This is a genomic window from Neptuniibacter sp. QD37_6 (genome assembly GCF_047778085.1).
In the GTDB taxonomy this organism is placed as follows: domain Bacteria; phylum Pseudomonadota; class Gammaproteobacteria; order Pseudomonadales; family Balneatricaceae; genus Neptuniibacter.
Map to the genome: position 1 here is coordinate 3,235,434 of NZ_CP180550.1, position 17,647 is coordinate 3,253,080.

13 protein-coding genes are annotated in these 17,647 nt (G+C 45.4%); 8 read left to right on the forward strand and 5 right to left on the reverse strand.

Annotated elements, in window-relative coordinates; all coding sequences use genetic code 11:
• The first annotated feature begins 11 nt into the window (after window positions 1-11).
• The 4 genes from hslU to ACMXYO_RS15515 all read left to right on the forward strand — a co-directional run bounded on the left by hslU (window position 12) and on the right by ACMXYO_RS15515 (window position 3,315).
• Complete coding sequence (gene hslU, locus ACMXYO_RS15500; RefSeq protein ID WP_415882632.1) at window positions 12-1,343, forward strand: ATP-dependent protease ATPase subunit HslU; 1,332 nt, start codon at window positions 12-14, stop codon at window positions 1,341-1,343.
• Between the two features lie 28 nt (window positions 1,344-1,371).
• Complete coding sequence (locus tag ACMXYO_RS15505; RefSeq protein WP_415886029.1) at window positions 1,372-1,752, forward strand: gamma-butyrobetaine hydroxylase-like domain-containing protein; 381 nt, start codon at window positions 1,372-1,374, stop codon at window positions 1,750-1,752.
• Between the two features lie 162 nt (window positions 1,753-1,914).
• Window positions 1,915-2,673, forward strand: a complete 759-nt coding sequence (gene ubiE / locus ACMXYO_RS15510; RefSeq protein ID WP_415886030.1) for a bifunctional demethylmenaquinone methyltransferase/2-methoxy-6-polyprenyl-1,4-benzoquinol methylase UbiE — start codon at window positions 1,915-1,917, stop codon at window positions 2,671-2,673.
• 21 nt (window positions 2,674-2,694) lie between these two features.
• Complete coding sequence (locus ACMXYO_RS15515; RefSeq protein ID WP_415886031.1) at window positions 2,695-3,315, forward strand: SCP2 domain-containing protein; 621 nt, start codon at window positions 2,695-2,697, stop codon at window positions 3,313-3,315.
• 30 nt (window positions 3,316-3,345) lie between these two features.
• Here the strand turns inward: ACMXYO_RS15515 and ACMXYO_RS15520 are convergent, their stop codons facing one another.
• Genes ACMXYO_RS15520 through ACMXYO_RS15535 form a run of 4 tightly spaced genes read right to left on the reverse strand, consistent with a single transcriptional unit; the run spans window position 3,346 to window position 6,463 of the window.
• Complete coding sequence (locus tag ACMXYO_RS15520) at window positions 3,346-3,765, reverse strand: CopD family protein (RefSeq protein WP_415882636.1); 420 nt, start codon at window positions 3,763-3,765, stop codon at window positions 3,346-3,348.
• A 9-nt stretch (window positions 3,766-3,774) separates the two neighbouring features.
• On the reverse strand, window positions 3,775-4,560 hold the full coding sequence (locus ACMXYO_RS15525; RefSeq protein WP_415886032.1) for a DUF2927 domain-containing protein: 786 nt from the start codon (window positions 4,558-4,560) through the stop codon (window positions 3,775-3,777).
• Between the two features lie 3 nt (window positions 4,561-4,563).
• Window positions 4,564-5,226 (reverse strand): fumarylacetoacetate hydrolase family protein, encoded by a 663-nt coding sequence (locus tag ACMXYO_RS15530; protein WP_415886033.1) that lies wholly within the window; start codon window positions 5,224-5,226, stop codon window positions 4,564-4,566.
• A 31-nt stretch (window positions 5,227-5,257) separates the two neighbouring features.
• Window positions 5,258-6,463 (reverse strand): MFS transporter, encoded by a 1,206-nt coding sequence (locus tag ACMXYO_RS15535; RefSeq protein ID WP_415886034.1) that lies wholly within the window; start codon window positions 6,461-6,463, stop codon window positions 5,258-5,260.
• A 91-nt stretch (window positions 6,464-6,554) separates the two neighbouring features.
• Between ACMXYO_RS15535 and ACMXYO_RS15540 the strand changes: the two genes are divergently transcribed.
• From ACMXYO_RS15540 to serA, 3 genes are all read left to right on the forward strand, one after another.
• Window positions 6,555-7,439, forward strand: coding sequence for a LysR family transcriptional regulator (locus tag ACMXYO_RS15540; RefSeq protein WP_415886035.1), 885 nt, complete (start codon window positions 6,555-6,557; stop codon window positions 7,437-7,439).
• Window positions 7,440-7,496: 57 nt separating this feature from the next.
• The gene (locus tag ACMXYO_RS15545) at window positions 7,497-7,778 is read left to right on the forward strand and encodes a pyrimidine/purine nucleoside phosphorylase (RefSeq protein ID WP_415882641.1); all 282 of its coding nucleotides are present in this window, start codon (window positions 7,497-7,499) and stop codon (window positions 7,776-7,778) included.
• Between the two features lie 226 nt (window positions 7,779-8,004).
• Window positions 8,005-9,237: a phosphoglycerate dehydrogenase gene (gene serA, locus ACMXYO_RS15550; protein WP_415882642.1), complete on the forward strand. Its 1,233-nt coding sequence runs from the start codon at window positions 8,005-8,007 to the stop codon at window positions 9,235-9,237.
• A 30-nt stretch (window positions 9,238-9,267) separates the two neighbouring features.
• On the opposite strand, the gene ACMXYO_RS15555 is transcribed toward serA, so the two are convergent.
• Window positions 9,268-10,245: an alpha/beta hydrolase gene (locus ACMXYO_RS15555; RefSeq protein WP_415886036.1), complete on the reverse strand. Its 978-nt coding sequence runs from the start codon at window positions 10,243-10,245 to the stop codon at window positions 9,268-9,270.
• Window positions 10,246-10,836: 591 nt separating this feature from the next.
• Here ACMXYO_RS15555 and ACMXYO_RS15560 point away from each other — a divergent pair.
• Entirely contained in the window at window positions 10,837-17,601 is a 6,765-nt protein-coding gene (locus ACMXYO_RS15560) for an SDR family NAD(P)-dependent oxidoreductase (protein WP_415886037.1), read from the forward strand.
• The last annotated feature ends 46 nt before the right edge of the window (window positions 17,602-17,647 follow it).

A 17,647-nucleotide genomic window follows, 5' to 3' on the forward strand; every position in this document is an offset into this window, starting at 1 on the left:
AGGAGCTAAAAATGTCTAACATGACACCACGTGAAATTGTATCCGAGCTGGATCGTCACATTATCGGCCAAGACGAAGCAAAACGTGCAGTAGCCATCGCACTTCGTAACCGCTGGCGTCGTATGCAACTTGATGATGAGATGCGTACTGAAGTAACCCCTAAAAACATCTTGATGATCGGTCCTACTGGTGTAGGTAAAACTGAGATCGCACGTCGTCTAGCAAAACTAGCTAACGCACCGTTCATCAAAGTAGAAGCGACTAAATTTACCGAAGTTGGTTATGTCGGTCGTGACGTAGAAACCATCATCCGTGACTTGGTTGATATGTCGATCAAGATGCTACGTGAGCAGGAGATGGATAAAGTACGCTTCCAAGCTGAAGAAGCAGCGGAAGAGCGTATTCTTGATGCCCTACTGCCACCAGCACGCCCTGCAAACTTTGGCGAAGAACCTACTCGCGAAGACAGCGCTACGCGTCAGGTATTCCGTAAGAAACTTCGCGAAGGCCAACTAGACGATAAAGAGATCGACATCGAAGTGGCTCAGCCACAGATGGGTGTTGAGATCATGGCGCCTCCGGGCATGGAAGAGATGACGAACCAACTGCAAAGCATGTTCTCTGGCATGGGCGGTGGTAAGAAACAGTCTCGCCGTTTGAAGATCAAAGATGCTTTTAAAGCCCTAACTGATGAAGAAGCAGCGAACCTTGTTAAAGAAGATGAGCTGAAACAATCTGCAGTAGAGCTAGTTGAACAGCACGGTATCGTCTTCCTAGATGAAATCGATAAAGTCTGCAAAGGCGGCTCTAACAGCAGCGGTGACGTATCTCGTGAAGGTGTGCAGCGTGACCTGCTACCGCTAATCGAAGGCTGCACAGTCAGCACTAAATACGGCATGATAAAAACAGACCACATTCTGTTTATCGCATCCGGCGCATTCCACTTGGCTAAGCCGTCTGATTTGATTCCAGAACTGCAAGGTCGTCTGCCAATTCGTGTTGAGCTAAATGCCCTAACACCAGAAGACTTCCGCCGAATCCTAAAAGAGCCAAATGCATCGCTAACTGATCAGTACACAGCGCTACTTGGTACTGAAGGCGTGAGTGTTGAGTTTACTGATGAAGGTATTCATCGTGTCGCTGAACTGGCATTTGAAGTAAACGAAAGCACAGAAAACATCGGTGCACGTCGTTTACACACAATGATGGAACGTCTACTAGAAGAGCTTTCTTTTGCTGCATCAGACTGCTCTGGTCAGACAATCAAAGTAGACAAAGCTTTTGTTGATCAGCAGCTTAGCGAGCTAAGCAAAGACGAAGACCTAAGCCACTATATTCTGTAATTAGGACCCTTTAACTGGGAGTAAGATGATGTCTAAAGTACCATTACCGACTCAGATTAAGCTGCACAAGAAGTCTCGCACGCTGGAATTAAGCTATGAGGATAAAACCTTTGAGCTAAGTGCCGAGTACTTACGTGTGCACTCTCCATCTGCTGAAGTGCGCGGCCATGGCATCGGCAATGGCGTGCTGCAAACAGGTAAAAAGCATGTGGGCATTAAAGAGCTGATTCCTAGCGGTAACTACGCTCTAAAGATTGTGTTTGATGATGGTCATGACAGCGGTATCTATACGTGGGACTGCCTACATGACCTTGCCTACAATCACGATCAGTATTGGCAAGAGTATCTTCAGAAACTAGCAGATGCTGGCGAATCACGCGATGGCGGTATGATCGCTATCGGGCGATAAGCATCCTACATCGTAGATAAACACTAAAAAGGGCTATTCATTAATAGCCCTTTTTTATTTCTACGTCAGTTCTACCTAAAATAATCCCTTTTCAATCGCAGACAATTTCAGCGGATAAGGTTAAAATCCCCCTCTAATCTAAGATTTTCAGGACATCCGAATATGGCAGATCAACGCAACGACAACACCACTCACTTTGGCTATGAAAACGTCAAAAAAGAGGAAAAAGTACAGCGTGTTGCTGATGTCTTCCACAGTGTTGCTGGCAAATACGATCTGATGAACGATCTAATGTCCGGTGGTGTTCACCGTCTTTGGAAACGAATCACGATTGAACAAAGTGGCGTTCGAACAGGTAACACGATCCTAGATATCGCAGGTGGCACTGGCGATCTGACCATGCGTTTCTCGCGCCTTGTGGGTCCTACAGGTAAAGTTGTTCTTGCTGACATCAACGACTCAATGTTGAAAGTTGGTCGTGACAAGCTGATGGATAAAGGCGTAACAGGTAACGTTGAGTTTGTTCAAGCAAACGCTGAAGCCCTGCCATTCCCTGATAACACCTTCGATGTGATCACAATCGCATTTGGTCTACGTAACGTAACAGATAAAGATGCAGCACTACGCTCTATGGCACGTGTACTTAAGCCAGGCGGTAAATTGATGGTATTGGAGTTCTCTAAGACAGATAACCCTCTGCTAACTAAAGCGTACGACTTCTACTCGTTCAACATCCTACCGCACATGGGTTCTGCAATTGCTGGCGATGCTGATAGCTACCGTTACTTGGCTGAGTCAATCCGCATGCATCCAGATCAGGAGACACTGAAAGGTATGATGCAGAATGCGGGTCTGACAAACTGCCGCTACCAGAATATGACTGGCGGTATCGTTGCACTACACACAGGTATCAAGCCTTAATCGCTTTTTAGGATCTAACTCATGCTCGAGATGCTTCAAGCTACCCTATTCACGACTGCAGAAACGGTATGCAACCAACTGCTAAAACGTGACCCGGTTACACTGCAACATCTTGAGCGCCTCACTGGCAAAGTGATTGCGATTGAATGCACTTCACCTGCACTTAACCTTTACCTACTGCCTAATGCCGATGGCCTTCAGATCCAATCGGTTTACAACGATGAACCGACTACAACACTTCGTGGTAACGCCGCCGATTTTATCACTCTGCTAACCAGCAAAGATAAGTCTGATGCGATGTTTGGTAAGACGGTTCAGATCAGTGGTGACAGCGCTTTAGCTACCCGCTTCCAGCAGATTCTGAGCGATGCTCAGATTGATTGGGAGGCGATGCTAGGTGATGTGATTGGCGATCTTCCTGCACACCAAGTAGCTCTATACACGGCTTGGAAAGCTCAGTGGTATAAAAACAGTGCTTCTAGCTTTATCCACAACTTGGATGAGTATGTAAAAGAGGAAGTAAGGTTTATCCCTACACGTCCAGAGATGGACCTTTTCACCAATGAAGTTGAGCAACTTCAGGAAAGGGCTGAGCGACTCGCCGCTCGTGTTGAACAAACGCTGGCTAAGCACAAAGCTTAAGTTTCCAACGTCTGTTCCACTCGTTCTGAATTAGAACGGTTTCACTACAACAAAGATCAAAATCGGAATAAAGATCAGTAACGGTAGCTCGTTAAACAGACGAAAATAACGGCCACTGCGATCTAAAGTTCCCGCTCTCATTTTGTTTAAGTACGCTTTACACCAAAAGTGATAACCAATCAGCAAACCGACAAACGTCAGTTTTGCATGCATCCAACCACCGCCAATGCCGTAGCCAAACATCAGCCATAAACCTAGGCCTAAGGTGAAGATCGCCATAATGCTCATAAAGCCATAAAGCTTACCGGCCATGATCTCTAATCGAGCAACATCCTGCCCTGCTTCACGCCCTTCAACGTAATGAACAAAGATACGTGGAAGGTAGAAGATACCTGCCATCCAACTGGTCATCGCAAGAATATGAAAGACTTTTATCCACAAAAATGACATACAAATTCCTTAGTAACCGAGCAGCGGATAGAGTTCTCCGCGCTTAACAATTTTATGAGCAGATTGAATCGTACCGTCACTCTGCCATTCTGAAATAACTTTCTTCAAGAGAGGTAAGGCTTGCTCTTCGGTCATACCCGGTTTAAGAACCGGCTGATAGAGCAATTTGAGCAGTAGGTAATCTAAACCGGACAGCAGTGTCTCTGGAGTACGATCATTAAAGATAGAGGGAAAAACCTTGTCCGAATCGTTTGGCAAACCCATCACCTGCGTTATCTCTTCAACAATACAGGTAACTAATTTTCCATGCATCCTCGCCTGATCTACCGGAATAATCACTGCCGCTTGATCGATCTCATAACGACCATTCACTCGGAAGTTCGCCATGCAAACCGCACCATGAACGATCTTTTCCGCACGCTTACCAAAGAGTTGACCCACCTGACGTTTCCACAAAGACTGCTTAGTGAAAACCATAATCAGGTTAGCGTCCTGTTTACGACTGACTGTCTTAATCGATAAACCGGTGATCTCAGACAGATGCTTGAGGTGCATATTTACCAAGCTGGTATGCACCTCAGCGTCAGGCACTTGGTGATCCAACCATACCCGAATTGGTTTATTCCAGCGTCTTACCATATGCCCTTGAAGGCTGTATTCATTGCGCAGCGCCACCTCTTTAAAAGCCTGCAGAATAAACTCAGACTGCTGCCAGCGAACCGCTGGATCAACAGCCGCCGCAGGTAAGGCAAATAGCGCGCTGAATAACGCAATAAACAGAACGAAGCTTTTCACGTATTACACAGCTTCTGTTGTTACGGAAAGAAGACCTGTCAACTCTACCTCTAGCTTATCCCCGGGCACCACGGGGCCTACACCTGCTGGCGTGCCGGTTAACACTACATCACCCGGCTCTAGGGTAAAGAACTCACTGGCATGGCTAAGTAGCGGCAGCACTTGATTCAACATAGCTGCACTGTTGCCCTGCTGACGGATCTCACCGTTAACAGTCAGTTTGATCTCTACGTCTTGTAGATCGGCAACTGCATTTGCAGCGACAAAAGGAGATAGTGGGCATGAACCATCGAACGCTTTCGCCTTCTCCCAAGGATGACCTTTCTCTTTTAACTTTCCTTGAAGGTCACGCAAAGTTAGATCTAAACCTAAACCTACGCCGCTAATCGCCGCTTTCGCTTCTTCCTCAGATGCATTGCTCAGTTTAGAACCAATCAGAATCGCCATCTCCGTTTCAAAATGAACGGAACCATACCCTTGCGGCACAGTAAACGGCTGAGTCATATCAACCACACTCGTAGCGGGTTTGATAAACAACATAGGCTCGGTAGGGATAGGATTATTCAGCTCTGCAGCATGATCGGCATAGTTACGACCGACACAAATCACTTTACCCGTTGGCAGGTTTACCAAATCTCCGTCGACAATACTGTGTTGATAGCTCATAGGTACTCCTTAAATTATCGTGGGGTGAAGTTTACCCCCCTGTCGCACAGTGCTCCAGTTTTACGCTTGTTTTATAGTAGAGCATTAAACTGGATAGCAAAGTAATCAGCAGAATAACCAAGGACCCAAAGACCACACCATCCCAGCCCCACGAGTGCCAAAACGGATCTAAATAGAAGCCACCGCTACTAGCCCCCAGATAATAGAACAGCAGATAAATAGACGATGCGGTCGCTCTAGCGTGCAACGCGGTATGGCTAACCCAACTACTTGCACAAGAATGAGCTAAAAAGAAACCAAAGGCGCTGACCAAGAAGCCTAAAATGATCGCCCATAAACTGCCCTGAAGAGTCAGCAGCGTACCGGTCATCAAGATAATGATCCCCATAGCCATGACTAAGGGCTGCGGAATATTTTTGGCAATACGTCCGGAAAACGCAGCTCCCACTGTACCGCTCAGGTACGTCAGGAATAGTAAGCCAAGCACACCCGCCGATAGGTAATAGGGGTCATCGGCCAGCAGAAATGTGGCATAGCTGTATTGGTTGATAAAGATAAAGAAGTTAAGTCCGCCAACAAGATAAGCGAGTAACAACAGAGGATTAGAAAGATGCTGATAGGCATCTGTCATCATCTGCGTTGGCACGACCTTTCTTGCGCTGAAATTCTCTGATGGCGGTAACAACCACACAAACAAACATAGACAGAAGAAGCTAATGAAGGTCATCAAGGCGAATGCTTCCTGCCATCCGAACAGTTCACCGGCAAAACCACCTATAAGACGCCCACCAATGCCCCCTAAAGTGTTGCCGCTGATATACAAACCGACTGCGGCAATTAAGCCTTTTTTTGTGAACTCATCGCCCATATAAGCGATCGCGATAGCCGGCAAACCCGCTAAGAAAATACCTTGTAATGCTCGCCAGAACAACAGCCAGGTAAAGTCGGATACCTGTGACAAAACAAAACTACAAAGCACTGCCCCGCACATAGTCATCAGCATTAACCGCGTGCGTCCAAGGGCATCAGATAGGGGACCAAACACCAACAAAGACAAACCCAAGGTCAAAGTAGTCACTGTTAAGCTCCAACTGGCTAATAGTGGACTAATCTCAAACTCCTCCGCCAACATCGGTAGCAAAGGGTGCGTGATGTAGAGATTGGCAAACACCATAAAAGAGCCTATGCATAAGGCCATAGTTGCGCGCCAAAATTGACTTGTACCTGCTTCGATCATGTTCCACCTCTCATTCGTGGTGGAAGACTAGCAATCGCAAAGCCATCATAAAAATATATACTTCTTATAGCCTTGATAAGAAAATATGATGATGGATATAAAACACCTACGCTATTTCAAAACCGTTGCCGATCTCAACAGCTTTACTAAAGCCGCTGAAAAGCTACACATTGCACAGCCTGCAATGAGTATGGCGATCAGAAAGCTAGAAGAAGAGTTAGATCTAAAACTTCTACATCGATACGATCGTAAAATCAGCCTGACCGATGAAGGTGAACACCTTTATCGCCATGCCAATAAGATATTGCAGGCTACCGAAGATGCCATTTTGGAGATGCAGGAGCTGAAAGGCTTGCTCAAAGGCGAAGTGCGCGTAGGCATTCCAAGCATGCTTGGTTCTTATTATTTTCCGCCTATTTTGATGGCGTTTCGACATCGTTATCCACAATTAACATTAACCGTTATTGATGGAGGCGCAGGCAAACTGCAACGACTTTTAGAGCAAGGGGAACTCGATTTAGCGGTTATCGTCGATAAATCTATCCCCAGTAAGAATCTAGAATCCAAAGTCTTTCTGCAAGAACAGATGATGGTGATCTCACCGCTCGACCACCCCTTTGCCAGTTTAGACAGTGTTGAATATGCACAACTCTTTGCGGAAGAGCTGGTGATGTTTAATACCGGCTTTTTCCACCGCAATGTAGTCGATGATCTCGCGGCACAGGCCGGTATTACGCCTAAAATCAGCTTTGAGACGAATCTGATTCCTCTGATTAAATCGATTGTTAAACAGGGGTATGCCATCTCAACCCTGATGGCGATGGTGATCGAAGATGAACCGGGATTAGTGGCGCGCCCTTTCACAAAACCGGTGTGGTTGGACCTTTCAATCGCGTGGCGTAAAGATGGCTATCTATCTCAGGCTAACCAAACCTTTGTCGATTTTGTGTTGGAAAACAGCCCGATTAAATCCTGAAATTTGCAGCGATTAGCATTTAATTTTATGATTCGCGCAAATTTTAGGAGATCAAACATGCTGAACGTAAACGAATACTTTGACGGCAAAGTAAAATCTATCGGCTTCGAAAACAGCGAAGGTAAAGTAACTTCTGGCGTAATGGCACCAGGCGAATACGAATTCGGCACAAGCGAAGACGAACTAATGAAAGTAGTTAGCGGAGAGCTAATCGTTAAACTACCTGGCAGCGAAGAGTTCCAGTCTTTCCCAACAGGCACTGAATTTAAAGTGGCAGCGAACCAGAGCTTCCAGCTTAAAGTTGAGCAAGCAACTGCTTACCTTTGCTTCTACGGCTAAGTAAAAGCTAGGCTTCTGTATTCCCAATATAGAAGCCTTTCCCTCCAAATACCCGCTTTATACAATCCACCTCATCTCAAGATGAATATTTTTCCGCCAATCTGAGCTTATCATTCATCCTTTTCAACTTTGGCTGTGCTAATATTCGCGCTTAATTTTAAAGCGTTTAAACCTGTGGCCCTCCTAAACTCTAGGAAAAGCCACGCAAATTAAAGAGCTGCACACCATGAGCCAAACAACCTCTCTCGATAAAAGCAAAATCAAAATTTTGCTTCTGGAAGGCGTACACCAATCTGCGGTGGACACTTTTAATCAGAATGGTTACACCAACATCGAATTCTTAACTGGTTCCCTACCAGAAGAAGAGTTGATTGAGCGTGTTAAGGACGTTCACTTCATCGGTATCCGTTCCCGTACTCAGCTAACTGAACAAGTATTTGAAGCTGCTGAAAAGCTAGTAGCTGTTGGTTGCTTCTGTATCGGTACTAACCAGGTAAACCTGGAAGCCGCTACGATGCGTGGTGTCGCAGTATTTAACGCTCCATTCTCTAACACTCGTTCTGTTGCAGAGCTAGTGATCGCTGAAGCAATTCTTCTGCTTCGTGGCGTTGCAGAGAAGAATGCTAAAGCTCACCGTGGTGAGTGGCAGAAATCTGCTAAAAACTCTTACGAAATCCGTGGCAAGAAGCTTGGTATCGTAGGTTACGGCAGCATCGGCTCTCAGCTAAGTGTTATTGCTGAAGCGATGGGCATGCAAGTGTTCTTCTACGATGTAGTGACTAAGCTACCACTAGGTAACGCGACTCAGGTTGGCTCTATGAAAGAGCTTCTAAACATGAGTGACATCGTTTCTCTACACGTACCTGAAACGCCAGCAACTAAAGATATGATGGGCGAAGCTCAGTTCGCTGAAATGAAACAGGGTTCTATATTCCTGAACGCTGCTCGCGGTACTGTTGTTGTAATCGATGAGCTATGTAAAGCACTAGATTCTGGTCGTCTACTAGGCGCGGCTATCGACGTATTCCCTGTTGAGCCACGTACTAACAATGACGAATTCATCTCACCACTTCGTGAGTATGACAATGTAATCCTAACTCCACACGTAGGCGGTTCTACGATGGAAGCTCAGGAAAACATCGGTTATGAAGTAGCTGAGAAGTTGATCAAGTACAGTGATAACGGTTCTTCTATCACGTCTGTTAACTTCCCAGAAGTTGCTCTACCAGAGCACCCACACGTTCACCGTCTACTTCACGTACACAACAACGTGCCGGGCATTATGTCTGCGATCAACACTGTATTCTCTGAAAACAGCGTTAACATCAGCGGTCAGTACCTACAGACTAACGAGAAAGTTGGTTACGTAGTGGTAGACGTTGATGCAGATTGCTCAGCGGTAGCACTAGAAAACTTGAAGCAGATCGAAGGCACTATCCGCTGCCGTCGTTTGTTCTAAGTTGATCTAATTTGATCAAAACGGGCAGCCTTAGGGCTGCCCGTTTTCGTTTTCCCAGCGTTTAAATATCGACTCAATCTGATTGAACACCTGATCTCGGTATTGCGGTGTTTCGTTCACCAGATGATGTTTAGCTTCATCAATCAACGTTAATTCCATCTCCGGATAAAGCCTACCCAACACTGCCATATTGTGCTGCCAATCGACCGTACTATCGAGGGTACCCTGAATCATATGAATACGCCCAGGCACAGGCAGATGCGCTTCGATCCAATCCCCCCACGCCAACATAGCACCCACCCAACTCACAGGGATTTCGCGGTGTTGCAAACAATCCCCTTCTCGTAGAAAGCGAATAAAGTCATCGTCATGAGAGTTTTGGCTATAACGTCTCGGCACACGCCGTAATACGTATTTCAGCCAGCGAAATTTTCGTTGTATGCTGCGCCACAGGCTTGGTCTTACTAAGGGCGCCAACAACACTCGTTCACCCAAAGAAGGCATGGTTTGATCAGTAAACAGGAGCTGATGCGCCATCACCACCGCACCACCTGTGCTCTGGCCAACTAAATGAACGGGGTAAGATAACTCCTGATCTAAACTCGCAAGAAGCTCTGCCAGTTGAGTCGCATAATGTTGAAAATCATCCACCGCCAGTGGATCACCATCGGATAAACCATGACCGCTCAAGTCGTAACAAAGCAGATCAAACCCGCTTTTCAATAGGTCATCAATCAGGTGCTGATATAACCCGACATGGTCCATATAGCCATGCACCAACACAACCGTTCCGCGGTTAAGGGAACGATCTAAAACCGAGAAGGACTGCAAGGTCACAGAAACTTCATCAAGCTCAATACGCCCTATACGATAGTTCGAATTTTCAACGACCTCCAACAAACCGTAACAATCTAGATAAGCACGAACACTTTCACTCGGAATTCCAAAGTCCGTTTCAGTAAATACCCTTAGTCCTTTTATGAGTAGATCACGATCAAATACAGCCATACCGCCACTCCACGCGCTTTTTCAGCTACTTATAACTTTAGCGGATACTGAAAAACCTTACAGAATATAAATAAATCTACCTTCTCAGTTAGGCAATAAGCCTTCCCCTACATTTAAAAACACCTTACATCTTTGATGTGATATCACCTGCAAAAATCAGGCAAATATCACACTAAAAATTACTACTTTGGAATCATAACCACACTTTATAAAAGGATATCCTTTTGAACATCCTACTAAAAAGTCAATTGACAAAAACTAATATTAAAACGATTCTAGCAGCGCTACTTTCAATCTGACTGAGAATCATTATCATATATTTTTTCATAATATACTTGCGAGAAACGATTTAGATGTACCTTAGTTATTAAGTTTTTTTGCCCTAAAGCGGACTAGAGAAGTTGCCCATTTTAAATAGTGGATAATTATTCCTACCCGTTTTTACTTTAATGAAACCAACATTTAAGCAAACAAGAAATACAGACAACCATTTGTTTTTAAAAGATAAAAATAAGCAAAAAACCACATAAAACCGCACTTAACCATACGTAAAATCCGATATAGAACACTAGATATAAGAGTCATAACTTTATGAGCCATCCAGAAAAAGAAACTTCCTCTCAAAAGTTTGAATTAGAAATACTGCTAGGCTATGTTCTCAACGTTTTACGTGAAGTTACTGGGTTAGACGAAAAATCTCTTACAAACAACACCTTATTCAGCGAAGTCGGACTTGAATCTCTTTCAATTTTAAACTTCAACTCCAAGATCAGTACACACTTTCCAAATACCCCTAAAACCCTATTATTCGACTGCCAGACACCTGAAGATGCCGCTATTCATCTGATAAAACTAGACCCTGAAGCAGCATCCAAGCTCATCGCAAGCATAGCTCCTACCACATCCCAAAAAACGTCAGAAATATCTTCTCCATCTCAGAAGGATCATTGGCCAGAATTACCCATTATCAACAACAGTTTTCAATCGGAAGATATCGCTATTATTGGTATGCATGGACAATTCCCTGATGCCACTCAGCTTAGTGACTTTTGGCAAAATTTAACTCTGGGTCAAGATTCCATTAGCGAAATCCCCCCTGAGCGATGGTCATTAAATAACTTCTTCGAAGAAGGCACTTCCTCACGTAGCAGTGGCCTTAGCTACGCAAAATGGGGAGGCTTCCTCTCTGATATTGATCATTTCGATACTCAATTCTTTGGTATTCCACATCGAGAAGCAGCCTTAATTGATCCCCAAGAGCGCCTATTTTTGCAATGTGCTTGGCATGTAATGGAAGACGCAGCTTTGCTTGGGGAGCGCTCGAACCAAATCCGCACAGAGAATGGTGCTCTGGATGTAGGCGTATTTTTAGGCATAACGACCAATACTTACCCCCTGTTAGGGCCAACCTCTTGGCAGAGTAATTTTTCGAAGATTCCTTCAGGGATGCCATGGTCTGCAGCAAATAGGGTTTCCTATTGTCTGAATATGTGTGGACCAAGTTTAGCTATAGATACCGCTTGCTCGTCATCTCTTGTTGCTATTCATAACGCCATCGAAAGCTTACGCAACAAGGAATGCCAAGTAGCCCTCGTAGGTGGAGTAAATCTGTACACCCACCCCGCAAAATATGTCCAACTGTGCCAGCAACAGATGCTATCCCCTACAGGTCGCTGCCATTCTTTCGGAGCCGATGCCGATGGTTTTGTTCCGGGCGAAGGGGTCGGAGCTGTTCTTATCAAGCCTCTATCCAGTGCTTTACGGGATGGTGATAGAGTTCAAGCGGTCATCAAAGGCAGCGCGATCAACCACGGTGGACAAACCAATGGGTTCACCGTGCCTAGTCCAGCCTCTCAAGCAAAATTAATTAAAGACACACTCCAGAAATCGGGCCTGGAAGCAGAAAGTATTAGCTATATCGAAGCCCATGGAACAGGTACTAAACTGGGTGACCCAATAGAGATCGAAGCCTTAAAACAAGCGCTGTTTAGTGAATCAAGCACACCAGAGACTTGCGCTGTAGGCTCAGTAAAATCGAATATTGGCCATTTAGAATCAGCAGCAGGTATTGCGAGTTTAATTAAGACCTGCCTGCAATTTAAACACCAGCAGATCCCCCCTTCCCTTCATTCTTCTAAGTTAAATCCTGATCTGGGCATTGAGGGAACGCGCTTCCACATTCCGCAAAAATTAGAAAGCTGGACACCAGCTGACGGTGTAATGCGTGCAGGCATTAGCTCATTTGGGGCAGGGGGCGCTAATGCGCATGTGATTGTTGAGCAGCCTCCTGTGCAACTTTGTGCCGACAAGCTTACCGGCCCATTACTTTTCCCTATTTCTGCCCGCTCAACGGAACAGTTACAGCAGCTTGCTGATGATTTACGTCATTACGCGGAACAAATTCAATCTCCAATAAATCAACAGGATTTTTTATCCTCTCTGGCGTATACCCTGCAGTGCGGACGTAGTGAAAATAGCCACCGATGTGTTTTTATCGCCGATTCGATACAACAATTAATTCAATCTTGTAACGATTTTTGTAATCAGCAGAACGTTAATTCAAGTTGGTTTAGCGGCAAAGTAAACCTGGTCAACAAACCAAACAATCAGCAACAATCTAAGCTGAATATTACTGAGATAGCACAAGACTGGGTCAACGGGGAAACGGTAACTTGGTCGAGCTATTGGGCGGTCACTCCTCCCCTTACACAAGCACCTCTCTACCCATTTGCTAAAGAATCCCATTGGTTTAACAATGAGCAACAACAACCTGCACAGCAACAAAACCAGCTGAATTTTGATGGCAATGAGTTTTACCTGAAGGATCACGTTATTAAGGCCGAGAAGGTTTTACCTGCGGCTGCATACATCGATATTTTACAGCGTCAAATCCAAACCCAACATGCCACCACAGTATGCGAACTTTATGACCTTACCTGGGCCACTCCAGTAACCCTGAAAGGTTTGGAACATCGCTCAATAAACTGCATAGTCGAATCTAATACTCCTCGCTCCGGCGTGACCTTTTCCTCGATCACTGATGACAACAAACAAGCTGTCCATTTTCGAGGGAAATACAGCATCGATAACAATATTTCCGCGTATACACCTCCCCTGTCTCTCGATGTTGTACGCGAACGCTGCTCTCAACCAATCAGTACCACCGATTTCTATGCCAATTTCGAAGCATTAGACATCCATTACGGACCAAGCTTCCAATGTATTAACAAGGTATGGAAAGGTGACAAAGCTTGTTTAGCCGAGCTCAAATTGCGTCATTCAGGTCGTGAAGATCAGCCGATAACAACTTTAGACCCAGCCTTACTGGATGGAGTGCTACAAAGTGCATTTTTTGCCGCTAATACCAGCGCCGAGACTATCCACAGCGCTTATATTCCTTACAGCTGTAAAAAATTATCACTTTTTGCTGCTCTGACAGAAACAATCTATGTTCATGCCGAAAAGCTCGCCACTAACTCGGCTGAAACAGAAACCTTTAATTTCCATGTGTATTCTCAGCAGGGTCAATTACTACTCACTATCGAGGATTTTTCGTTTCGAAATTATTCACCTCAGGCCTCGCAGCATAAACCACATATTTTACGTCCAGTCTGGAACAGCACGCCTTTATTGACGGCTAATTACCACGAAGGTGACCAGAAAAACATCCTGTTATTTGATCAAAACAGGGAGCTCTATGACCAATACAAACATAAGTTCGAAGGCAGATTGTGGTTACAACAAGCAGCGACGGCATTTAGTTTCTACGATCAAACAATTATCAATGCTGATCCAACAAATCAGCAACAGTTTGGTCTTCTGACCCGCCTACTCCAAGAGCAGAGTGCTCAGCCTGATACAGTCATTTTTAATCTTCATCATTCAGAAAGCTTGGCCAATGCACCTGCCTGGGAATCACATTTACGGCTAAACGGCACAACTCAGCTGATCTCCTCTCTGCGCTCATTGTGCGATTCCAAGATCAGCACCCGCATGCATATCATTGTGTTATTACCTACCCACAGTAATAGCGCGTTGACCGGAATGTTGAAATCAATCCATCAGGAAATTCCGACAATTAGCGCATCGGTTATAGAGCAAGATAACCTAACCGGGGAACTTGGCCCTCTCACTACAGAGATCACCTCCGGACCAAAAGAGGGTGTAGTTCATATCCGCTTGAATGATTCAGGGCGTTGGCAAAAACAGTTGGAATTCGATCCACAGCAAATCCCTGTAAAAACTGAAACTACGACCAACTTTCAAGCGGGCGACTCCATTCTTATCACCGGCGGGTTAGGTGCTATTGGTCAATTATTTGCGAAAAACTTAGCGAATCAAGGTGGTCTCACTCTGCATATTGTAGGCCGAAAACCGCAATCAGCAGTTCAACAAGAGACTCTCAAAACCTTAATAGAGTTAGGAGCAGCGCGGGCATATTACTGGAGTGCTGACTGTGCTAATGAAGAGCAGGTTCAACTGCTGATTGAACAGATCCATAACAAATCGGGTTCGTTACAAGGCGTTATTCACTGTGCCGGAATGCTAAAAGATGATTTCTTCAGCAAGCTCTCCACCTATGATTTAGAAGAGGTCATCTGCTCTAAATCACTCAGTGCTTATTGGCTCGACCAACACACGAAAGCCGATCCGATAAAACACTTTGTTTTGTGCTCTTCTCTTGCAGGCATACATGGCAACATTGGTCAAAGCAGCTACGCTCTAGCGAACGCATGGCTAGATAATTTTGCTGAACAACGAAATCAACTTAGCTCTACAGGCTCGCGCTCCGGCCATTGTATCTCTATTGCATGGCCACTCTGGCAAACCTCTACGGGTATGCAAGCAACTGAATATGTCACTGAATGGTTAAGCAGCAATGGACTCTCATTATTGCCTGAAGAAACCGGTGTAAAACTATTCCAGCATGCACTTACCCAGACTCATTCGGTCATGATCCCAGTACATGGCAAACAGAAGGCCGTTGCCAAGATAATGGGGATCACTAGTACGACTATGCCGCACACACAAACACCTTCATCAATACCGGAGGTCAGCGGCAACGTTGCTCATAAATTACAAAAATATCTCTCACAGCATCTTTCGAAGGTTACTGGCACTCCTATAGAGAAAATTGACCCTGAATCTGCTTTAGATGCCTTAGGGTTAGATTCTATTCTAGTCATGGAAGTGAATGGTTTATTAGAGAACGACTTCCCTGAGCTTTCGAAAACCGCATTATTTGAAGTACGTTCGATCAACGAATTGTCACAGCTCATCATTGAAGAACATAGCAATGATGTTGCTACCCTTTTCCCAACCGATACAGAAACAGTTAAAGACCTCCTCTTCAACGAGGTTCATCACCCAGAGAAAAACAATTCTCCCAGGCAAAACGGCTTCACTGATAACGACATCGCTATTATAGGTCTCGCTGGTCAATACCCTGAGTCATCCAACCTAAACGACCTTTGGCAGCACTTAAGTGAAGGTAATGATTTAGTACGCGAAATCCCTGCTCGCTGGTCTCAAACAGAAGGGAAAGATAGCGCTTATGCACGCTGGGGCTCATTTATTGCGGACTTTGATAAATTCGACCCTCTGTTTTTTGGTATCTCTCCCCGTGATGCAGAACGCATGGACCCACAAGAGCGCTTATTTTTACAGTCCGCTTGGCACGCAGTAGAAGATGCAGGTTATACGCCCGATTCCCTATCTGGGGCTAGAAACAGCACTGAACGACAGCGAGTGGGTGTTATTGCCGGTGTTATGTATGGCGAATACCAATTTTACGGCGCTCAAGCCTGGCCACAACGCCCAGAGACTTTGACGAATTCCTCATACGCATCCATTGCCAATCGAGTTTCTTACTGCATGGATCTAGATGGCCCATCCTTCGCAGTGGATAGTATGTGCTCTTCATCATTAACCAGCATCCACGTTGCTTGTCAGTTGTTACAAAGTGGCGGCTGTGAAGTAGCGCTAGCAGGTGGGGTAAACATTTCATCTCACCCGTATAAATACCGCATGTTAAGCGACCTTCAATTCGCTTCCACTGAAGGAAAGTGCCGCAGTTTTGGTGAAGGTGGCGATGGCTACGTCCCGGGCGAAGGTGTTGGAGTAGTTGTACTTAAACCCCTAAGCGCAGCAGAAAGGGATAATGATCACATCTACGCTGTTATTCGTGGCAGTGATCTCAACCACGGTGGCCGCACCTCGGGCTACACCGTCCCGAATGCGGATGCACAAGCTCAAGTAATCAGCCGTGCTTTTGAACGCTGTAAAACACCAGTAGAACAGCTGAGCTATATCGAGGCTCATGGCACAGGCACCAGTTTAGGCGATCCTATTGAGATACGAGGGTTAACTAAAGCCCTTAAAAACCAAGTTTCTGAGAACTGGCAATGCCCTATAGGTTCTATCAAATCTAACCTCGGTCACTTGGAGTCAGCTGCAGGTATGGCTGCACTAACCAAAGTGTTGTTACAGCTGAAATACCAAAAGCTCGTTCCATCGATTCACTCAGAAACGCTGAACAGTAAGATAGATTTCCAACGTTCACCTTTTTATGTGCAACAAACACTGAGTGACTGGACACCACAACAAGACCCTAGCGGCCAAACCTTACCGCGTTTGGCTGCGATCAGTTCCTTCGGCGCTGGCGGAGCCAATGCTCATCTTGTGATTGAAGAACCATTAACGCCAACTCCAGCCAACAAAGTGACAGAAGAACAGCTATTTATGTTCTCTGCCCATGGCCACAATCAATTACAAGAAATGCTGATCCAGTTCCAAACCTATCTCCAAAACGTCGAGCTAAGTAATGATCAACTGCTTTTAGGTACAGAACAATTTACTACCGCTGATGTTGCTCAAACCCTATGTCATGGCCGCGTTCACCATCCGATCCGAGCAGCGTTTATAGCAAGTAATTTCCAATCGCTAAGTCATCAGATTAAGCACTGGTTACAGCAATCCTCCAAGAGAAAAACTGAAGGCGCAATTTTCGATACCCAATCAGTTTCTGAATCACTGTCTAACCAAGCTAATGCATGGCTATCAGGCGAACCTTACGCCATGCCAAGCACCCACTGGCGTAAGGTTCCCCTACCGGGTTACCAATTCTTAAAACGCCGGTATTGGGCAACCGCTGAAGATGTCAGCAGCTTTACACCTGTTTCGGAAGCTAAAACAGCTTCGACTCCTGTAGCTGAAGTAAGAACAGCAAAACAGACCGAAGAGCCAGATACCGATTTGCCGGAAGCAGTACTTACTCCTAGTGAGGTACTGGACCTGATAGCCAAAAATAAGATCAGTGAAGAAAAAGCTCGCGAACTATTACTCGCAATGGCCTAGCGCTGACGACACTGAATGGAACCATACAAAAATTTAGGGAATAGAG